The sequence below is a fragment of the Curtobacterium sp. MCLR17_059 genome (assembly GCF_003234665.1).
GTDB lineage: Bacteria > Actinomycetota > Actinomycetes > Actinomycetales > Microbacteriaceae > Curtobacterium > Curtobacterium flaccumfaciens.
In genome coordinates, this window is the sequence record NZ_QKSU01000001.1 from 201,185 (window position 1) to 219,350 (window position 18,166).

Here is an 18,166-nt window from a genome sequence, read left to right on the forward strand (position 1 = left end):
TCAGTCGGAGGTGCGGGCGCGGTCCTGGTCGGCGCGGTCCTGGTCGGATCGGTCGTCGTCCGCCGCTGTGTCGTCCGCGGTGTCCGTCACGGCGCCGTCGTCGGTCGCGGGGGTCTCCCCGCGCATCCGCACGAGGCTCGCCAGCGTCGACACGGCCATCGCGGCGACGATCACCAGCAGGGACACCCACGTGTTGATCTCCGGCGCCCACTCGATGTGGTGGCCGCCGTTCAGGAACGGCAGCTCGTTGTCGTGCAGCGCGTGCAGCACGAGCTTCACGCCGATGAAGGCCAGGATCACGGCGATGCCGTACTTCAGGTAGACCAGACGCTCGAGCAGGCCGCCCAACAGGAAGTAGAGCTGGCGCAGACCCATCAGCGCGAAGACGTTCGCGGTGAACACGATGAAGGGGCTCTCGGTGATGCCGAAGATCGCCGGGATCGAGTCGAGCGCGAACAACAGGTCCGTGGTGCCGATCGCGATGAGCACGATGAGCAGCGGCGTGAAGTGCCGGACACCGTCGTGGTGGGTGCGGAACTTCATGCCGTCGTACGTGTCGGTGAGACGGACCCGGCGGCGGAGCAGCCGGACGATGAAGGTGTCGTTCTGGTCGTCCTCGTCCTCGCCGCGGAGCTGCTGGATCGCCGTCCAGATCAGCCAGGCGCCGAAGATGTAGAAGATCCACGAGAAGTTCTCGATGAGCTGCGCGCCGACCAGGATGAAGATGCCGCGGAGCACGAGCGCGATGATGATGCCCAGCAGCAGCACCTCCTGCTGGATCTTCTTCGGCACCGAGAAGCGCGCCATGATGATGACGAACACGAACAGGTTGTCGATGCTCAGGCTGTACTCGGTCAGCCAGCCCGCGAGGAACTGCCCGGCGGAGTCGCCACCGGCGAAGACCAGCATGAGCACCGCGAAGATCAGTGCCAGCCCGACGTAGATGCCCACCCAGATGCCGGATTCGCGCAGCGTCGGCACGTGCGGGCGGCGCGCGACGATGAGCAGGTCGGCGAGCAGGATCGCGACCAGGGCGATCATCGAGCCGACTTCGAACACGACGGGGAGCTCGGGCATGCGGAGCCTTCCTTGCTGGTGGTGGGGCGGGCAGCTTCGTGAGCGACCCGCACCAGTCTCCGGCATGATCCGGGCGGTGGCGAACCCGGGGGCTGCGTGCGGCGGACAGAGCCGTGCTGTCAGCGCGCTGACGTCACCGCGTCCGCGACGGCCCGGGCGACCTCGGTGGCGGGGACCTCGGTCGCGTCGATGACCTCTGCCTCGGCGTGCAGCCAGCCGCGAGCCGCCTCGGCGTAGGCGTCGACGTACGCGAACCGGAACGTCGACGGCCCCACGATCGGGTCGTTCTGGATCCGGTCGCGGAGCGTCGACTCGTCGACGTGCAGTACGAAGTGCCGGACCGGGATGCCGTGGTCCGCGAGCCCCGCGGCGATCTCACGCCAGTACGCCTCGACCAGGACCGTCATCGGCATGATGAGCGGCCCGCCCACGTAGTCGTGCACCCGGCGAGCGGTCTCGACCACGAGCGGCCGCCACGGGTCCCAGTGCTGGAAGTTGTCGCTCTCCGGCAGCCCCGGCGTCACGTCCATCAGCACCTCGCCGACCTTCTCGGCATCGAGGATCCGCGAGCCGGGCAGCAGCGGCTGGAGCAGTCGGCTCGTCGTGGTCTTGCCCGCCCCGTGGGTTCCGTTCAACCAGACGATCACACCAGGACCCTAGCCGCCGACCACCCCGAGGGGCGGTCGGCGGCTGGGGTCGGCCGGGCAGTCAGCGGTTCGGCCGGTCGGTCGGCCTGTCAGCGACCGCTGAGGTCGTACGGGGCCACCGTCGAGTCGACCGTCGTCAGGTACCCACCCCCGGCGAGCGCCGTGGGCAGCGTGATGGTGCGGAGCATGGACGGCTTCGCACCGGTGGTGTCGATCTGGGTGATCTTCCCCTCGTCGCCCCGTGTCACGAACACGCTGCGGCCGTCCTCGGTCGCCGCGGTGAACCGCACCGACGCCCCGGTGGCCGGCTGTCCGGCGACGGGCCCCTTGCGGAGCGGCGTGAGCGCGACCGAGGTCGTCGGGCCGGAGTAGACACCGTCGGCCTGCTTCCGCACCAGGACGAGCGAGTCCCCGGTGCCCGACGTCAGCGCGACGGCGGCGAACCGGGCGGTGACGGCGACCCGGGTGAAGGACCCGGTGCCGAGGTCGACGCTGCCGATCCTGCTGGACGACGTCGACGAGGTGGTCAGGTACGCGGGGACGGCGTTCCACGGGGTACCGGCAGCCGTGCTACCGGCCTGGGTGCCGACCACGGTCGTCCCGTCCGGCGCCATGCGGGGGCGGTAGCTCTGCACGCTCGGCTTCGGGTACGCGACGGACCGGGAGCCCGTGAAGCCGGTCCGCGTCACCCGCACGGTCTGCACGCCGGCGGCGAGGTCGGAGCCGATCACCGTCCCGGTGGCGTTGACGATCGGGCCGTGCGGGTACGCGCCGAGGGGCGTGGTCGCGACGGGGCGCGGGTGCGTCGCACCGCGCATGATCGCGGAGACGGAGTAGGCGTCGAGGCGTCCGCCCGCGGTGACGACCAGGCGCAGGGGGCTGCCGACCAGGAACGTCTCGACCTCTTCGGTGCCGCGCTTGCCCGTCGTGGCGAGCTGCACCGCCGAGGTGTCGATCCGGGCGGTGCGCTCCGTCTTCCGCCGCAGGTCGATGACCGTGACCCGCTGTCGCTCGGAGCCGTCGAAGTCGGAGCCGACCGCCAGGTGCCGGCGTGCGGTGTCTGTCGACAGCCAGCCGGCACGCTCCCAGCGCTTGTCGGCGTTGGGGATCGCGTAGTGCTGGGCGATGTGCGCCGTGCCGCGGGGGCCGATGGCGAGGACGTCGAGCTGCGGCTTCGACTCGTCCATGAACGCGATCCGCCCGTGGCCGAGCTGCACGGAGCCCGCGTGGGTGCCGAACTCGATCCCGCTCAGGGTGGCGGTGCGCCGACCGGTCACGGCGTCGTTGACGTACACGCGCTTCGCCGTCGGGTCAGCCGTGACGAGCCAGCTGTGGTGGGCGGTCCGCGTCACGGCGGGTGCAGCCGACGCGGGGACGGCGATCGCGGTGGCGACGAGGGGGACGAGCCCCGCGAGGACGAGGGCGGGGAGGAGACGTGGAGGTCGAGCGGACATGGGGCTCCTGGGGTGCAGTGTCGGATGACGGTCGTCTAGACGATAACCGTTCTCATCTAGACGAGACGCTCCAGAACTGTACGAAGACGCTCAGCATCCCGACGAATGGGATGGCCCCCACGGCCACCGACAGGGCAGCGAAGCAGATCGCCGGCGTCCTGGCCTCGAGTCCGCGGAGCCGCACCGCCGCGACGAGCGCGCCGACCGCGAACGGGAACGTCACGAGGACGGCGTACAGCGGCCACGACAACGGCGCCCACGACTCCGCGCTCTCCCCCTCGGCTCCGACGGAGACGATCGAGCCGGCGACGACGAGCACGATCTCGACGACCGGGGGCAGGGCGATCGCCACGTCACGCACCACCCGTCGCCGCTGCCGCCCCATGCGCCGACCCTAGTGATCTGCGATGTGCGCGCTTCCCCGCCTACCACCAACCGGCCGTGCCAAGGTCGAGCCGTGCACAACTCCACGACAGTCGTCATCGCCGGATGCGGCGACCTCGGGACCGAAGCCGGCCTGCGCTTCGCCGACCAGGGACACCGCGTGATCGGACTCCGCCGCCGTGCCGAGCTGGTCCCCGCACCGATCACCGGCCGGAGCGTCGACCTGCGCCACGAGGTCCCCGAGATACCCGCCGACACGAGCGTCGTCGTCGTGGCCTTCGCCGCGGGCAGCCGCGACGTCGACGAGTACCGCGCCACCTACGTCGACGGGCTGCGCAACGTGCTCGACGGCATCGACGCCTCGGAGGCCGACCCGCGGGTGCTCGTCGTGTCCTCGACCGCCGTGTACGACGTCTCGGACGGCAGCGAAGTCACCGAGGAGACCCCGGCGCGCGGTGCGACCCCGACCGCCGAGGTCCTGGTCGAGGCGGAGGTCCTGCTGCGCGAGCGCGCTCCCGGCGCCGTACTGGTCCGGCTGTCGGGCGTTTACGGCCCCGGCCGCGAGCGACTGATCGACCAGGTCCGGTCCGGTGCCGCACGGCTGGCACCGGGTACCTCACCGCACACCAACCGCATCCACCGCGACGACGCCGCCGCCGCACTCGTGCACCTGGCGGCGCTGCCGGACCCGGCACCGCTCTACCTGGGGACGGACGACGAGCCGAGCCGGCTGGACGACGTGCTGCGGTTCCTGGCCGACGAACTCGACGTCGCCGAGCCGTCGACGGGTGACGGTGACGCGCGGCAGGCCGGCGGCGACAAGCGCCTGTCGAACGCGCTCCTCCGGTCGACGGGATGGGCACCCCAGTACCCGACGTTCCGCGAGGGCTACCGCGCGGTGCTGGCCGGCGCGGGCACACGCCACCCCTGACGCCCCGCGAGACACCGGTGTTCGCACTCCGAACACCCACGTGCCGGTGTGCAATGCGCGAACACCGGTGTTTTGCGGACCCACACACCCGCCCGACAGACGCGCTCAGTGGCCGCGGTGGTCCTGGATCGTGATCCGCGGCCCGAACGACGGCTTCCGGAACCCGGAGCCACCGATCAACCGCACGACCCGCTCCCGGTGCCCGCGCCAGGGTTCGAGCAGCTCGAGCATCCCGTCGTCGTCGACCGGGGCACCGGTGAGCGCCCACCCGACGAGCGCCGGCACGTGGAAGTCCCCCACGCTCGGCGAGTCCGGGTCGCCGTGGGAGCGCTGCGCGGTCTCGGCGGCGGTCCACCGCCCCACCCCGGGGATCGACTGCAGCTTCGTGGAGACGACCTCGCCACCGCGCCCGTGCGCCAGGGTCCGTTCGAGTGCCGGCGCGAGCTTCACGGCGCGCATCACGGTGGCCGAGCGCCCCGGTTCGATGCCGGCCCGGTGCCACTCCCAGCTCGGGATCCGCGCCCACGTCCGAGCGTCCGGCGGCACCATCATGCCCGCGGGTGCCGGACCGGGCGCCGGGGTGCCGTGCCGACGGAGCAGGTACCGCCACGCGCCCCACGCCTGCCGCGAGGTCACCTTCTGCTCCATGATCGCCGGGACGAGCATCGCGACGACGGTGTTCGTGCGGAGCAGCCGGAGCCCGGGCTGTCGGTGTCGTGCCGCGGCGAGGAACTCGTTGGCGGAGACGTCGAACGACGACCAGTCGTCGCCGCGTCCGAGCAGATCGGGGGCGTGCTCGACCGCCCACGACGCACCGCTCCCCCACGCCGACACCGCGATGGTGTCGCCGGCCCGCCGGATCGCCACGGAAGCGGGGCCGGAGGGCGTGCGCAGCGCGAGCCACACGACGCCGCCGACCACCTGGAAGGCCGGGTCGCCGGAGCCGCGCTGCAGGGGCCGCAGGGTCGACGCGACGTCCACCGCGCCTCCAGGCCGGTACACCGTGTCGACGCGAGACGCGTCACCGGACGCACCAGCGGCGTCGACGGTGGCGGAAGCGAGCAGGGACACACGGGGATGGTAATGCGGAACCACCGTCAGTCATGATGGGCACTGATCCCCACCACCCGACGACGGAGTTCCCATGCGCATCGGCATCCTCACCTCCGGAGGCGACTGCCCCGGCCTGAACGCGGTCATCCGCGCGATCGTCCTGAAGGGCATCGCCATCTACGGACACGACTTCGTCGGCTTCCGCGACGGGTGGCGCGGGGTGGTCGACGGCGACATCGTCCCGCTCGGCCGCAAGGACATCCAGGGCATCGCGAAGCAGGGCGGCACGATCCTCGGCACCAGCCGCACGAACCCGTTCGAGGGACCCAACGGCGGGTTCGAGAACATCTCCGCGACCCTGCAGCGGCACGGGATCGACGCGATCGTGGCGATCGGCGGCGAGGGCACGCTGGCCGCTGCGAAGCGCCTGACCGACGCCGGCCTGAAGATCGTGGGCGTGCCGAAGACGGTCGACAACGACCTGGGCGCGACCGACTACACGTTCGGCTTCGACACCGCCGTCGCCATCGCGACCGAGGCGATGGACCGCCTGCGCACCACGGGCGAGTCGCACTCGCGCTGCATGGTCGCCGAGGTGATGGGTCGACACGTGGGCTGGATCGCGCTGCACTCCGGCATGGCCGCGGGCGCGCACGCGATCCTCATCCCGGAGCAGAAGACGAGCATGGAACAGATCGCGAAGTGGGTGCGGGCCGCCTACGACCGCGGTCGCGCGCCGCTCGTGGTGGTGGCCGAGGGCTTCGTCCCCGACCACGAGGACACGGCGCACACGGAGCGCGGGCTCGACGCCTTCGGGCGGCCGCGACTCGGTGGCATCGGCGAGCGCCTCGCGCCGCTCATCGAGGAGATGACGGGCATCGAGACGCGGGCCACGACCCTGGGGCACATCCAGCGCGGTGGCACGCCGACCGCGTACGACCGGGTGCTCTCGACCCGGCTCGGGCTGGCGGCGATCGACTCGGTCGTCGAGGAGCGCTGGGGCCGGATGGTGGCGCTGCGGGGCACCGAGATCGAGCACGTCTCGTTCGAGGAGGCGCTCGGCGAGCTCAAGACGGTGCCGCAGGCGCGGTTCGACGAGGCCGCCATCATGTTCGGCTGAGTGGGGCTGGGCTGGGGCGGCTGGGCTGTTTCGGGCGTACCTGGTCGAATCGGGCGTACCTCGTCGGTTCTTCTGACCCAGTACGCCCGAATCCACCAGGCATCGCGCGCGTTCTGGGAAAGAACGGGCAGCCGAGGCGCCCGCCGACTCTGCGCCGGGTCAGATCGGGCGTACCTCGTCGAATCGGGCGTACCTGGTCGGATGTTCCGCCCCGGTACGCCCGAATCCACCAGGCATCGCGCGCGTTCTGGGAAAGAACGGACCGAAGGCCGGGAGGCCCGGGTAGCGTCCGGCGCATGACCCGCGCCGTCCTCGTGTCCAGTGCAGCCCCGCCCACCGTCACCGACGTCGACCTGCCGGATCCGGCCGAGGGTGAGGCCCTCGTCGACGTCACGTACTCGAGCGTCAACTACAAGGACGGCCTCGCCCTCGCGCGGAACCCTGGTGTCGCCCGGCTCGACCCACTGGTGCCGGGGATCGACGTCGTCGGCACGGTGTCGGGGCTCGGACCGGGCGTGCACGAGGTCGCGATCGGTGACCGGGTGGTGTTGAACGGCGCCGGCCTGGGTGAGACCCGGCACGGGGGCTGGGCAACGCAGGCCGTGGTGCCGTCGGGGTCGCTCGTCGTGCTGCCCGAGGCGATCGACGACTCGTTCGCGGCGGCCATCGGCACCGCGGGGTTCACGGCGATGCTCAGTGTGCTGGCGTTGGAGCGCTTCGTCGCGCCGGACGACGGGCCGGTGCTGGTGACCGGGGCGTCCGGCGGGGTCGGCACCGTGGCGATCGCACTCCTCGCGGCCCGCGGGTACCGGGTCACGGCGTCGACCGGTCGCGCGGCCAACACGGACTCGCTCCGCCGGCTCGGGGCCACCGAGGTGGTCGACCGCGGCACCCTGTCCGAGTCGGGCAAGCCGATGCAGCGTGCCACCTGGGCCGGAGCGGTGGACAGCGTCGGCGGGGCCACGCTGGCGAACGTGCTGGCATCGACCCGGTGGGGTGGTGCCGTCACAGCGTGCGGGCTGGCGCAGGACTCCGCACTGCCGACGACCGTGCTGCCGTTCATCCTGCGGTCGGTGTCGCTGCTCGGGATCAACTCCGTCGACGCCCCGCTCGAGCTCCGTCGTCGGGCGTGGGACCGCCTGGCGACCGACCTCGACGCGGCGCTCCTGGCGGACGTCACCCGCACGGTGACGCCCGAGCAGGCCATCGCGGTGGGGGCCGAGGTCGTCGCGGGACGGGTGCACGGACGGACGGTCGTCGCCGTCACGGGCTGATCCGGCGTGCTTTCGAGCGATTCATTTAGCAAACGTTTGCATATTGGCACGCTAGGATTTCGAGTGTCGATTTCGTCCTCGAGGAGATGACATGCCGGTCCCCAAGTCCACCGTGGAGAGCTCTCCCCGGAAGCTCCTGCGCGACGTCGTGTACGACAAGATGCTCGCGGCCCTCCGCGACGGCACACTGCAGCACGGCGAGCGCCTGAACGACGACGAGCTGGTCCAGTGGCTGGGTGTGAGTCGCACCCCGATCCGCGAGGCGATCGCGAAGCTCGTCGACATCGGCCTGGTCGAGATGGAGGCGAACCGGTACACCCGCGTCGCCACCCCGACCTTCGAGGACTGGGTCACCGCGACCCGCGCGACCGCCGGGTTCTTCGAGCTCAGCCTGCGCTGGGGCGTCCCCGAGTACAGCGACGAGGACGTCGAAGCCCTCACCGTTCTGCTCGACAAGGCCGACCGCATGCGCAAGGTGCGGGACTACGGCTTCAGCGGCGCCCTCAACGAGATCATCGAGTTCGCGGTCGAGCACTCCGGCAACCCTCTGGTGCAGAACGCCGCGGTCGGTGCCATGGAGCGGGTCCGCTTCACACTCAACCCCACGCCGGCGTTCGAGCAGTACGGGTCCGAGGCGTTCTTCTCGATCCTGCGCGAAGCACTCACCGAGCGCGACGGCGAAGGCGCTGCCGAGGCCGGCCGCGCCCTCACTCGCAACTTCGAACAGCACATCGAGGCGGTCCGCGCCGACCGCGGCTGACCCGTGGTCGCCGGCGAGTGGGGTGACGCCGACCCCTGGGCGGCGGCGAACGACGACGCCTACGCGTCCCTGCTCGCCCACGTCCGGACCGGCCCCCGCGGGCCCGTGGCCGTCGACCTCGACGCACTGAGCTGGGAGTGGGGCACGTCCCGCGGCCGCGTCCGTGCAGCGGCCGCTCGGCTCGAGGACCTCGGCATCCTGTCCCGGGGCCCGGACGGCACGTGGTGGTACGAGGAGCTCTCGGACGCCGACCTCTCGGACACACTGGACTTCTGGGTGTCCCTGGTCGGCCCGGCCCTCCGCGCGACGATCCCGGCGCTCACCCCGGAGTTGCACGCCGAGCTCGATCGCCGGGTCGCGCGGGCTCGCACCACCGCTGCCCTCCGGCTGCCGGAGTACCCGACAGCGTTCTCCGCCGCCTGCCAGTTCTGGTTCGAGCACTCCCCGAACACCCTGGTGCGCAGCCTGGGCCTGCGTGCGTTCGAGCGGATGCGATGGGCACGCGTCCCCACCCAGACCTGGTCGGTCCACGACGTGCACGCGTGGTTCGTGACCACCGGCCGTGCCGTGGGCACCGGCGACCCGGCAGTCGCGACCACCGCGGCAGAGGTCATCGACGGGCTGTTCGAGATCCACCGGCGGAACGTCGGGGTCCCGCGGACGAGCCGCTCGGCGGACGACACCACCGAACAGCGTGTCGGCCCGGTCGGCCGCGCCCTGCTCCGCGACGTCCGCTCCGACGCATTGGCGGTCGGGTCCAGGCACACGCTCGAGGACCTCGTGACACGGACCGGTGCTCCACCCGAGCAGGTCCTCGACGGGCTGCGCTGGCTGCACGACCTCGGGCTCGTCGAGGACGACGGCGGTCGGTACCGCGTCGTGGAACCGACGCTCGCGACCTGGCGCGACACCATGGAACTGCTCCCCGGCGTCTTCACGCACGGTGCCGTCCACGTCCTGCCCGGCCTGCGGGGACCCGCGCTCGAGGAGTTCCGCGCGCTCGTCGAACGGGCGCGTGCGGACGGCCAGGTGCGCGACCACCGGTACACCGAGAGCGCGTTCGCCGTCACGCGGTTCCTGTCGGAGCAGTCCGGGAACCGGTGGACCCGTCAGGCCCTGCGCCTCTCGATGGCCCGGCTCGCCTACGCGCTGCCCGAGGCCCCGGCGTTCCGGCAGTGGGACGCTGAAGCGCTCTGGCTGGCGCTCGACTCAGCGGCCGGCAGCGGAGACGTCGGTGCCGCCCGGGCCGCGGCCCGCCGGTTCGTCGACGTCGCACGGGCGCACGTGGACGACGTCACGGCCCGGTGGGGCACGATGGGGTCATGACCGCCCCGCACGACGACGTCCTGATCCACGCCACCGGGGTCCGCGTCACGCGCTCCGGCCGCGACCTGCTGCACGACGTCGACCTGACCGTCCGGCGCGGGGAGCACTGGGCGCTGCTCGGACCGAACGGCGCCGGCAAGTCCACGCTGCTGGCCGTCCTCGGCGCGACCGGACACCCCACCGCCGGCACGGTCGAGGTCCTCGGCCGCCGGCTCGGACGCGTCGACGTCCGCGAACTCCGGGAGCACATCGGCCACGTCGACCCCCGGCACCGGATGCTCTCGCCGCTCACGGTGCTCGAGACGGTCCTGACCGGGCTGACCGGCACGACGGACCTCATGATGCGGTGGGACCCCTCGGCCGAGCAGGTCGCGCTGGCCGAGCAGCACATCGCCGACGTCGGACTCACCGCTCGACGGGACGCCCGCTGGCCGGTGCTCTCGCAGGGTGAGCGGGGACGCGCCCTCATCGCCCGTGCCCTGATGTCCGAACCCAAGCTGCTCCTGCTCGACGAACCGGCGACCGGGCTCGACGTCGCCGCACGGGAGCACCTGCTCGAGACCGTCGACGCGCTGCGGCACCGGCATCCCGAGCTGGGCAGCGTCATGGTGACCCACCACCTGGAGGACCTGCCGGCCTCGACGTCGCACGCGATGCTGCTCCGCGACGGTGCCGTCGTGGCCCAGGGAACCTCGGACGAGGTCATCACGTCGTCGGCGGTGTCGCACGCGTTCGACTTCCCGCTCGCGATCCTGCGGGCGGAGGGGCGCTGGGCGGCACGCCGATCCGCCTGACGCGTGCTTGAATGGCCGTTCAGTGTCCGCGGCCCGTGTCGGGGAGGGACCCGGCACCGCACCACGGTGTCACGCCGCGGACCGTCACCAGGGGGAACCATGACGAACACGCCGCCGCCCTACCCGGGGTCCGAGCCGCAGCCGAACGACGGGCAGCCGAACGCCGGCCAGCCGAACGGCCAGCAGTACCCGCAGCAGCCCGCCGGCCAGCCGTACGCCCAGGCAGCCCCCGCCGGAGCCGCTCCCTACGCACCCCCGCCCAAGTCGTCGTCGTCCCGTGGCAAGCGCGTCCTGATCTCGGTGCTCGGCGTCGTGGTCGCCGTGGTGGTGGCGTTCCTCGTCCGCCAGGGCCTCAACGCGGCCTTCAGCGATTCCACGGAAGAGAAGGTCTCGAAGGCCGTCGAGCAGATCCGCGAGCAGAGCGACCTGCCCAAGCAGGTCGACTCCGTCACGACGTGGACCGGGATCGAGGCCGAGGGCGCCGCGATCCACTACGACTACACGGTGTCGTCGAACGTCGATCCGGCCTCGATCACCGAGGGGGCGATCCGCGACGCCGTCGGGCCGAACCTCTGCTCGAACAGCGAGACGAAGAAGCTCCTCGACGAGGACGTCGACATGCGGTACACGTACAAGTTCGAGGGCTCGTCGAAGACCGTCGACACGACCTTCACGAAGGCCGACTGCTCCTGAGCCCCGACGCCCGTCACGCGGGCGCGGCGGCAGCAGCCTCCGCGCCCGTCACACGGTCGCGGCGGCAGCAGCCTTCGCGGCCGCGGGCAGGGCGTCGAGGATCCGTCCGACGGCACGGTCGTCGTGTGCGGCCGTGACGAACCACGCCTCGAAGACGCTCGGCGGCAGGGTCACCCCGGCGTCGAGCATCGCGTGGAAGAACGGCGCGTAGCGGAACACGTCCTGCGCCCGCACGTCGTCGTAGTTCCGCGGTGCCTGCTCGGTGAACGCGAACGAGAACAGGTTGCCGGCGCGCTGCACGGTGTGGGCGACGCCCTCGGCCGACAGGGCCTCCGACGTGGCCGCGGAGATGACGGCAGCGGTACCGTTCAGCGACTCGTACACGGACGGCGTCGCGGCCCGCAGCGTGGCGATGCCGGCGGCGACGGCCAACGGGTTCCCCGACAGGGTGCCCGCCTGGTACACCGGCCCGAGCGGGGCGAGGAAGTCCATGACCTCGCGCCGTCCACCGAGTGCGGCGAGGGGCATGCCACCGCCGATGACCTTGCCGAACGTGATGAGGTCGGGCTTCCACCCGGCGCCGTCCGGCACGACCTTGGACGCCTCGAGTCCCCACCAGCCGGCAGCGCCGACGCGGAACCCGGTCAGGACCTCGTCGACGATGAGCAGCGCCCCGTGCGACCGGGTGATCTGCGCCAGGGCACGGTTGAAGCCGCGCTCGGGTGCCAGGACGCCCATGTTCGCGGCGGCCGACTCGACGATGACGGCGGCGATGCGCTCGGAGTGCTCGTCGAACGCCCGGCGGACGGCGTCGAGGTCGTTGTACGGCAGCACGAGGGTCTGCGCGGCGGTCTCGGCGGTGATGCCCGCACTGCCCGGCATCGCCAGGGTCGCGACGCCCGAGCCGGCCTCGGCCAGCAGGGAGTCCGAGTGCCCGTGGTAGTGCCCGGCGAACTTCACGAGCAGGTCACGACCGGTGTAGCCGCGGGCCAGCCGGATCGCGGTCATCGTCGCCTCGGTGCCGGTCGACACCATGCGGAGCTTCTCGATGGGGCCGTCGCCGTCCACCGACACCCGCTGCTTCACGAGTTCGGCCAGCTCGGTCTCCCCCGGGGTCGACGCCCCGAACGACAGTCCGCGCGCGGCGGCCTGCTGCACGGCCTCGACCGTGCCGGGGTGGGCGTGCCCGAGGATCGCGGGACCCCACGACGCGACGAGGTCGACGTACTCGCGACCCTCGGCGTCGGTGACGTAGGCGCCCTTCGCGGACACCAGGAACCGCGGGGTGCCGCCGACCGACCCGTAGGCGCGGACCGGGGAGTTCACGCCACCCGGGATCGCGTTCTTGGCACGGCCGAAGAGCTGGTCGTTCGTGGTCATTCGGGGGCCTTCCCGGTCGAGGCGATGCCGGCGACGTCCGCGGTGCTGCCCGAGGTGCGGAGGCCCGCTCCCTCGTTGAGCTTCCGCGCGATGTCGACGGCGAAGTAGGTCAGGATCGCGTCGGCACCGGCGCGCTTGATGCCGACGAGCGACTCCATCGCGGCGGCGTCGCGGTCGATCCACCCGTTCTGCGCTGCTGCGGTGATCATCGCGTACTCGCCCGAGATCTGGTACGCCCAGACCGGGACGGGCGAGGTCGCAGCGGTCTCGGCGAGCACGTCGAGGTAGCTCATCGCCGGCTTCACCATCACGATGTCGGCGCCCTCGTCGACGTCGAGCTCGACCTCGCGGAGCCCCTGCCGACCGTTCGCGGCGTCGATCTGGTACGTCCGGCGGTCGCCGACGAGTGACGACGACACGGCCTCGCGGAAGGGACCGTAGAACGCCGAGGCGTACTTGGCGGCGTAGGCGAGCAGCGCGGTGCCGCTGTGCCCGGCGCCGTCGAGGGCGTCACGTGCGGCGGCGATCTGGCCGTCCATCATGCCGCTCATGCAGACCAGCTCGGCACCGGCTTCGGCCTGTGCGACCGCCATGTCGCGGTAGCGCAGCAGGGTGGCGTCGTTGTCGACGGAGCCGTCGGCGGCGAGCACACCGCAGTGTCCGTGGTCGGTGAACTCGTCGAGGCACAGGTCGGACTGCACCACGAGGGCATCCCCCACCTCCTGCCGAGCGACGCGGATCGCCACGTTGAGGATCCCGTCCGGGTCGGTCGCGCCGGAGCCCTCCGCGTCCTTCGTGGTCGGGACGCCGAACAGGTTCACGCCACCCACACCCACCGATGCGGCGTCGACCAGCGCGCGGCGGAACGAGTCGAGGGAGTGCTGCTGCACCCCCGGCATGCTCGAGATGTCCACGGCGTCGGTCGCGCCTTCGCGGATGAACATCGGCAGCACGAGCTCGGCGGGGTGGAGCCGGGTCTCGGCCACGAGTCGTCGCATCGCGGGGGTGGCGCGGAGCCGACGGGGGCGGACCTGGGGGAAGCGTCCAGTCACGGGTGACCTTCCTGGTGGGGGGTGGTTGGGTTCAGTGCCTCGACGACGGCGTCGAGCAGGGCTTCTGCGGACCGGGTGCCTCCGACGGCGTGCACGGGGAGTCCGGCCGCACGGGCGTCGGTCGCGGTCCCGGGGCCGATGCAGGCCACGATGGTGCGGGGGTCGAGCGGGGTCATCCGGCGGGCGATCTCGCGGGCGACGCTGCCACTCGTCACGAGCACCGCAGCGGGCGCCGTCTCGAGGGTGATCGGCTCGTCGCCGGTCCCCACGGTACGGTACGCGACCACGTCGTCCACGTCGATGCCGCGGGCCCGGAGGCCGTCGACGAGCGTGGGTGCCGCGATCTCGGAGCGGGGGAACAGCACGGTGCCGTCGGTGTCCGGCAACTCCTGCACCAGGCCGGCTGCGGACGTCTCGTCCGGCACCAGGTCGACGACCCAGCCCGCAGCGCGCGCGGCACGGGCGGTCGGCTCGCCGACCGCGGCGACGCGCACCCCGGCCGGGAGGCCCGCCACGCGTTCCGACAGGACCGTCACGGCCGTCGCACTGGTGACCACCACCCATGCGTAACCAGCCACAGGGGTCCGGTCACCGACGGTATCCGGTGATCCGAGCCTCCCGGCCGCCCCGGAGGCGACCAGGCGGCAGACCGCAGCGTCGAGCGCGGAGGGGTCGGACGGCGGAGCGTCCGTGATGAGGGGGACGACGACGGGGGCGAGCCCACGGGCCCGCGCCGCTTCGGCGACCCGGTCCCCCCACGCGCCGCCACGCGGGACGAGGACGACCGGGGGTCGCGCCTCGTCCGTCGCGGTGGTGGAGGGTTCCGTGGTGACCGCCTACTCGGCCGGCGTCGCGAGGCCGGGGCCCGCGGTGTACGGCCCGTCCGTGGTGTCCTCGGCGACGGTGGTCGCCAGGTCGGCGAGGTCAGCGGCGCCGTTCTCGAGCAGCTCGGTCGCCACACGGCCACCGACCGCGAGTGCTTCGTCGAGACGCTCCTGCGCCGAGCCGTCGAGCACGGCCGCGTGCGACGCGGTGCGGTACTCGGTGCCGTCGGGGCGGTAGACGGTCGCGGACACGAGCAGCAGCTCGGCGTCCACGACGGCCGTCGCGCCGATCGGGGCGGAGCAGCCGGCCTCGAGCTTGGCGAGGACCTCGCGCTCGGCCGTCACCGTCAGGCGGGTGGGGGCGTGCTCGATCTTGCGGAGTGCGGCGAGCAGCCCACGGTCGGTCTCGTCCGAGCGGATCTCCACCGCGAGCGCACCCTGTCCGGGAGCACTCGGCCAGAAACCGAGGTCGAGCAGTTCCGTGGCGGCCGACAGGCGGTCGATGCGCCCGAGGCCGGCGGCGGCGAGCACCACGGCGTCGAGGTCGTCGTCCACCCGGCCGAGGCGGGTGTCGATGTTGCCGCGGATGTCGACCACATCGAGGTCGGGGCGCTGCGCACGGAGCTGCGCGGCACGACGGGGCGAGCCGGTGCCGACCTTCGCGCCCTCGGGCAGGGTGTCGACGGTGGCGCCGTTCCGGGCGACGAGGACGTCACGGGCGTCCGCACGCTTCGGCACGGCACCGATCGTCAGGCCCGGGTACGGCGCAGTCGGCAGGTCCTTGAGCGAGTGCACGAGGACGTCGACCTCGCCGGCGACCAGGGCTTCACGCAGGGCGCTGGCGAAGACACCGGTGCCGCCGAGCGACGCCAGGGAGGCACGGTTCGTGTCGCCCTCGCTCGTGACGGTGACGAGTTCGACGGGCCGACCGGCCGCCTTCGCCAGGCGGTCGGCGACGTCCTGCGACTGCGCGACCGCGAGCCGGCTGGCACGGGTGCCGAGCCGGATCGGGGTCGGGCCGTCGGGAGACGCCGTGTTGGGGTCGTTCACGGTCGTGTCGGTCACGGAGCGACGCCCGCGGCGGCGGGCTTGAACCCCGCTCGCACGTTCTCGCAGCACCCCGGACGGCACACGTCGTACCAGGGGCCGATGTCGGTCATGTGCGGACGCTCGGCCTTCGGCGTGCCGTTGACCCGCTCGAGCACCAGGTCGACGAGACCGGACACGTAGGCCGGGTCGATGCCGGGGGTCTGCGTGCGGAGCGACCAGAAGCCGAGCTCACCGGCGGTCTCGGTGGCTTCCTCGTCGAGGTCCCACATGACCTCCATGTGGTCGCTGACGAAGCCGAGCGGGACGATCAGCACGGCCCGGGTCGGGCCGCCCTTGAGGTCCTCGTTCATGTAGTCGTTGATGTCGGGCTCGAGCCACGGCTGCGTCGGGGGGCCGGAGCGCGACTGGTAGACGAGCTTCCAGGCGGGCTTCGACGTGCCCTGCAGGTGTGCGTGCTCGGGCTGCTCGAGGAGCTCGGCCCAGGCCTGGTCGAGGACGACCTCGCCCACGGCGAGGTGCTGCGCCTCGTACGCGCCGTGCTCGTCGAACCCGCGGTAGTCGGGGCCCGAGCGGGCGGCGTCGGTCGAGGGGATGGAGTGCGTCGAGAAGAGCACCTGCAGCTCGGTCGCGACGTCGAGGCCCTCGTTCTCGGCGATCGCGCGGGCCATGCCGTCGCGGACGCCGTCGATGAACGGGCGGACGAAGCCCGGGTGGTCGAAGAACTGGCGGACCTTGTCGATCTGGATGGTGTCGATCAGACCGGTCTCGTTGAGCACGCGGGCGTAGTCCTCGCGGTACTGCCGGCAGCTCGAGAACGACGAGTACGCACTCGTGGCGATGGCGACGAGCTTCGTGTAGCCCTTGTCCGCCGCCTCGGTGAAGGCCTGCTCCAGGTACGGCTCCCAGTTGCGGTTGCCCCAGAGGACCGGCATGTCGATGCCGCGCGACGCCAGCTCGGCCTCGAGCGCGGCCTTGAGCGCACGGTTCTGCGCGTTGATCGGGCTCACGCCGCCGAAGTGGCGGTAGTGGTGCGCCACTTCTTCGAGACGCTCGTCCGGGATCCCGCGGCCGCGGGTGACGTTGCGCAGGAAGGGGATGACGTCGTCCTGGCCCTCGGGGCCGCCGAAGCCGGCGAGCAGGATCGCGTCGTACGCGGTCGGGGTCTCGACGTGCTCGGGCCCGGACGCCGCCGCGGGGGTGGCGGCGAGGACCTGGCCGTTCGTGATCATGCTGGTGTCGGTCATGACAGCACCTCCGGGAGTTCGGCGGTCGTCACGCGACGACCCGTGAAGAAGGGGACCTCTTCGCGCACGTGCATGCGCGCTTCGGTGTAGCGGAGATCGCGCATCAGGTCGACGAGGTCGACGAGGTCCGGGCTCTCGAGCGGCAGGATCCACTCGTAGTCGCTCAGGGCGAAGGTCGCGATGGTGTTCGTGAGCACGCGGCGGTACTTCGCACCGGCGATGCCGTGGTCGCGGAGCATCTTCGAGCGCTCCTCTTCCGGCAGCAGGTACCACTCGTAGGAGCGGACGAACGGGTACACCGTGATCCACGCCTCGGGGTCCTTGCCGCGCAGGAACGCGGGGGTGTGCCGCTTGTTGAACTCGGCCTCGCGGTGCATGGCCATCACGTGCCAGACCGGCTCGGCGTCCTGGAAGAGGCCGGTGCGACGGATCTCGCGCAGCACGGCCTGGATGGCCTGCGCGTCGTCGCCGTGCAACCAGACCATGACGTCGGCGTCGGCACGGAAGGCCGAGACGTCGTAGAAGCCACGGATCGTGACCCCGCGCTCGGCGGCGCTGGCGATCACGGTGTCGAGTTCGGACACGGCGTCGTCGCCGACGCGGTGGACCGGACCGAGGGGCCGGCGGAACACTGCCCAGAGGGCGTAGGCCGTCAGCAGGTTCGGGTCGATCCCGGAGTCCGGGTGACCGGTCTCGGCGGGTTCCGTGTGGGGGTGGTCGTGCGCGGGCACGGGCCCGGTGTTCGTGGGCGCGTCGGAGCTCATGGATCCATTGTCCTATCGGTTGCCAGGGTGTTGGCCGCCCCGCATCCGGTGGACCGCGCTCGGGCGGTCTACCGCCGTCGGAGCACCAGCACGACGATACCCCCGACCACCGCTACGCCGGCTGCGAGACCGGCCAGGTAGGGCACCGGCTTCTCGTCGAGGCCGCGCTTGAACTTCGACGCCGCGATCCCGATCTGCTTCGGGACGTTGAGCTTGTCCTCGATCGCGTCGAGGGTGTCGAACAGCTGGGCGCGGGTCGCGGCGACGCGAGCAGCGAGATCGTCGTGCGGGTCGGTCACGGTTCCTCCGTCGGTGGTGCGGCTGTCGGGGCTGTCGGAG

Annotated in this window: 19 protein-coding genes; 7 read left to right on the forward strand and 12 right to left on the reverse strand. The window is 72.0% G+C overall.

Features of this window, described 5'->3' with window-relative positions; all coding sequences use genetic code 11:
* The 4 genes from DEJ12_RS01040 to DEJ12_RS01055 form a co-directional block, all read right to left on the reverse strand.
* Entirely contained in the window at window positions 1–1,077 is a 1,077-nt protein-coding gene (locus tag DEJ12_RS01040; RefSeq protein WP_111028742.1) for a TerC family protein, read from the reverse strand.
* Between the two features lie 119 nt (window positions 1,078–1,196).
* Window positions 1,197–1,724: an AAA family ATPase gene (locus DEJ12_RS01045; RefSeq protein ID WP_111028743.1), complete on the reverse strand. Its 528-nt coding sequence runs from the start codon at window positions 1,722–1,724 to the stop codon at window positions 1,197–1,199.
* An 89-nt stretch (window positions 1,725–1,813) separates the two neighbouring features.
* Entirely contained in the window at window positions 1,814–3,178 is a 1,365-nt protein-coding gene (locus DEJ12_RS01050) for a hypothetical protein (RefSeq protein WP_111028744.1), read from the reverse strand.
* Between the two features lie 52 nt (window positions 3,179–3,230).
* Window positions 3,231–3,563: a hypothetical protein gene (locus DEJ12_RS01055; protein ID WP_111028745.1), complete on the reverse strand. Its 333-nt coding sequence runs from the start codon at window positions 3,561–3,563 to the stop codon at window positions 3,231–3,233.
* 72 nt (window positions 3,564–3,635) lie between these two features.
* Here DEJ12_RS01055 and DEJ12_RS01060 point away from each other — a divergent pair, with 72 nt between their 5' ends.
* A complete protein-coding gene (locus DEJ12_RS01060; protein WP_111028746.1) occupies window positions 3,636–4,493 on the forward strand; it encodes an NAD-dependent epimerase/dehydratase family protein in 858 nt (285 codons plus the stop codon).
* Between the two features lie 105 nt (window positions 4,494–4,598).
* Here the strand turns inward: DEJ12_RS01060 and DEJ12_RS01065 are convergent, their stop codons facing one another.
* Window positions 4,599–5,564: a DNA-3-methyladenine glycosylase gene (locus DEJ12_RS01065; RefSeq protein WP_111028747.1), complete on the reverse strand. Its 966-nt coding sequence runs from the start codon at window positions 5,562–5,564 to the stop codon at window positions 4,599–4,601.
* A gap of 73 nt (window positions 5,565–5,637) precedes the next feature.
* Here DEJ12_RS01065 and DEJ12_RS01070 point away from each other — a divergent pair, with 73 nt between their 5' ends.
* The 6 genes from DEJ12_RS01070 (at window position 5,638) to DEJ12_RS01095 (ending at window position 11,513) form a co-directional block, all read left to right on the forward strand.
* Entirely contained in the window at window positions 5,638–6,666 is a 1,029-nt protein-coding gene (locus DEJ12_RS01070; protein WP_111028748.1) for a 6-phosphofructokinase, read from the forward strand.
* Between the two features lie 296 nt (window positions 6,667–6,962).
* Entirely contained in the window at window positions 6,963–7,940 is a 978-nt protein-coding gene (locus DEJ12_RS01075) for an MDR family oxidoreductase (protein WP_111028749.1), read from the forward strand.
* 91 nt (window positions 7,941–8,031) lie between these two features.
* The gene (locus DEJ12_RS01080; protein WP_111028750.1) at window positions 8,032–8,700 is read left to right on the forward strand and encodes a GntR family transcriptional regulator; all 669 of its coding nucleotides are present in this window, start codon (window positions 8,032–8,034) and stop codon (window positions 8,698–8,700) included.
* A gap of 3 nt (window positions 8,701–8,703) precedes the next feature.
* Window positions 8,704–10,026, forward strand: coding sequence for a hypothetical protein (locus DEJ12_RS01085; protein WP_111028751.1), 1,323 nt, complete (start codon window positions 8,704–8,706; stop codon window positions 10,024–10,026).
* Window positions 10,023–10,820, forward strand: a complete 798-nt coding sequence (locus DEJ12_RS01090; RefSeq protein WP_111028752.1) for an ABC transporter ATP-binding protein — start codon at window positions 10,023–10,025, stop codon at window positions 10,818–10,820. Before DEJ12_RS01085 ends, DEJ12_RS01090 begins: the two co-directional genes overlap by 4 nt.
* Window positions 10,821–10,919: 99 nt before the next feature.
* A complete protein-coding gene (locus tag DEJ12_RS01095) occupies window positions 10,920–11,513 on the forward strand; it encodes a hypothetical protein (RefSeq protein ID WP_111028753.1) in 594 nt (197 codons plus the stop codon).
* A 48-nt stretch (window positions 11,514–11,561) separates the two neighbouring features.
* Here the strand turns inward: DEJ12_RS01095 and hemL are convergent, their stop codons facing one another.
* From hemL to DEJ12_RS01130, 7 genes are all read right to left on the reverse strand, one after another.
* Window positions 11,562–12,893 carry a glutamate-1-semialdehyde 2,1-aminomutase gene (gene hemL / locus DEJ12_RS01100; protein WP_111028754.1) on the reverse strand — a complete coding sequence of 444 codons (1,332 nt, stop codon included), beginning with the start codon at window positions 12,891–12,893 and terminating at the stop codon, window positions 11,562–11,564.
* The gene (gene hemB / locus DEJ12_RS01105) at window positions 12,890–13,945 is read right to left on the reverse strand and encodes a porphobilinogen synthase (protein WP_258370466.1); all 1,056 of its coding nucleotides are present in this window, start codon (window positions 13,943–13,945) and stop codon (window positions 12,890–12,892) included. The genes hemL and hemB overlap by 4 nt, the downstream gene beginning before the upstream one ends.
* Complete coding sequence (locus DEJ12_RS01110) at window positions 13,942–14,523, reverse strand: uroporphyrinogen-III synthase (RefSeq protein WP_258370465.1); 582 nt, start codon at window positions 14,521–14,523, stop codon at window positions 13,942–13,944. Before DEJ12_RS01110 ends, hemB begins: the two co-directional genes overlap by 4 nt.
* Window positions 14,524–14,781: 258 nt before the next feature.
* Entirely contained in the window at window positions 14,782–15,834 is a 1,053-nt protein-coding gene (gene hemC, locus DEJ12_RS01115; RefSeq protein ID WP_258370464.1) for a hydroxymethylbilane synthase, read from the reverse strand.
* Window positions 15,831–17,063 (reverse strand): ferrochelatase, encoded by a 1,233-nt coding sequence (locus tag DEJ12_RS01120; protein WP_110863600.1) that lies wholly within the window; start codon window positions 17,061–17,063, stop codon window positions 15,831–15,833. Before DEJ12_RS01120 ends, hemC begins: the two co-directional genes overlap by 4 nt.
* Window positions 17,060–17,827: a hydrogen peroxide-dependent heme synthase gene (gene hemQ, locus DEJ12_RS01125; protein WP_181433011.1), complete on the reverse strand. Its 768-nt coding sequence runs from the start codon at window positions 17,825–17,827 to the stop codon at window positions 17,060–17,062. The genes DEJ12_RS01120 and hemQ overlap by 4 nt, the downstream gene beginning before the upstream one ends.
* A 68-nt stretch (window positions 17,828–17,895) precedes the next feature.
* The gene (locus DEJ12_RS01130) at window positions 17,896–18,126 is read right to left on the reverse strand and encodes a DUF3618 domain-containing protein (RefSeq protein WP_071404475.1); all 231 of its coding nucleotides are present in this window, start codon (window positions 18,124–18,126) and stop codon (window positions 17,896–17,898) included.
* Window positions 18,127–18,166 lie beyond the last annotated feature (40 nt).

Coding starts and splice junctions, on each gene's coding strand:
- DEJ12_RS01040 (WP_111028742.1), bottom strand. CDS start 1,077: ATGCCCGAGCTCCCCGTCGTGTTCGAAGTCGGCTCGATGATCGCCCTG.
- DEJ12_RS01050 (WP_111028744.1), bottom strand. CDS start 3,178: ATGTCCGCTCGACCTCCACGTCTCCTCCCCGCCCTCGTCCTCGCGGGG.
- DEJ12_RS01055 (WP_111028745.1), bottom strand. CDS start 3,563: ATGGGGCGGCAGCGGCGACGGGTGGTGCGTGACGTGGCGATCGCCCTG.
- DEJ12_RS01070 (WP_111028748.1), top strand. CDS start 5,638: ATGCGCATCGGCATCCTCACCTCCGGAGGCGACTGCCCCGGCCTGAAC.
- DEJ12_RS01075 (WP_111028749.1), top strand. CDS start 6,963: ATGACCCGCGCCGTCCTCGTGTCCAGTGCAGCCCCGCCCACCGTCACC.
- DEJ12_RS01080 (WP_111028750.1), top strand. CDS start 8,032: ATGCCGGTCCCCAAGTCCACCGTGGAGAGCTCTCCCCGGAAGCTCCTG.
- DEJ12_RS01090 (WP_111028752.1), top strand. CDS start 10,023: ATGACCGCCCCGCACGACGACGTCCTGATCCACGCCACCGGGGTCCGC.
- DEJ12_RS01095 (WP_111028753.1), top strand. CDS start 10,920: ATGACGAACACGCCGCCGCCCTACCCGGGGTCCGAGCCGCAGCCGAAC.
- hemL (WP_111028754.1), bottom strand. CDS start 12,893: ATGACCACGAACGACCAGCTCTTCGGCCGTGCCAAGAACGCGATCCCG.
- DEJ12_RS01120 (WP_110863600.1), bottom strand. CDS start 17,063: ATGACCGACACCAGCATGATCACGAACGGCCAGGTCCTCGCCGCCACC.
- hemQ (WP_181433011.1), bottom strand. CDS start 17,827: ATGAGCTCCGACGCGCCCACGAACACCGGGCCCGTGCCCGCGCACGAC.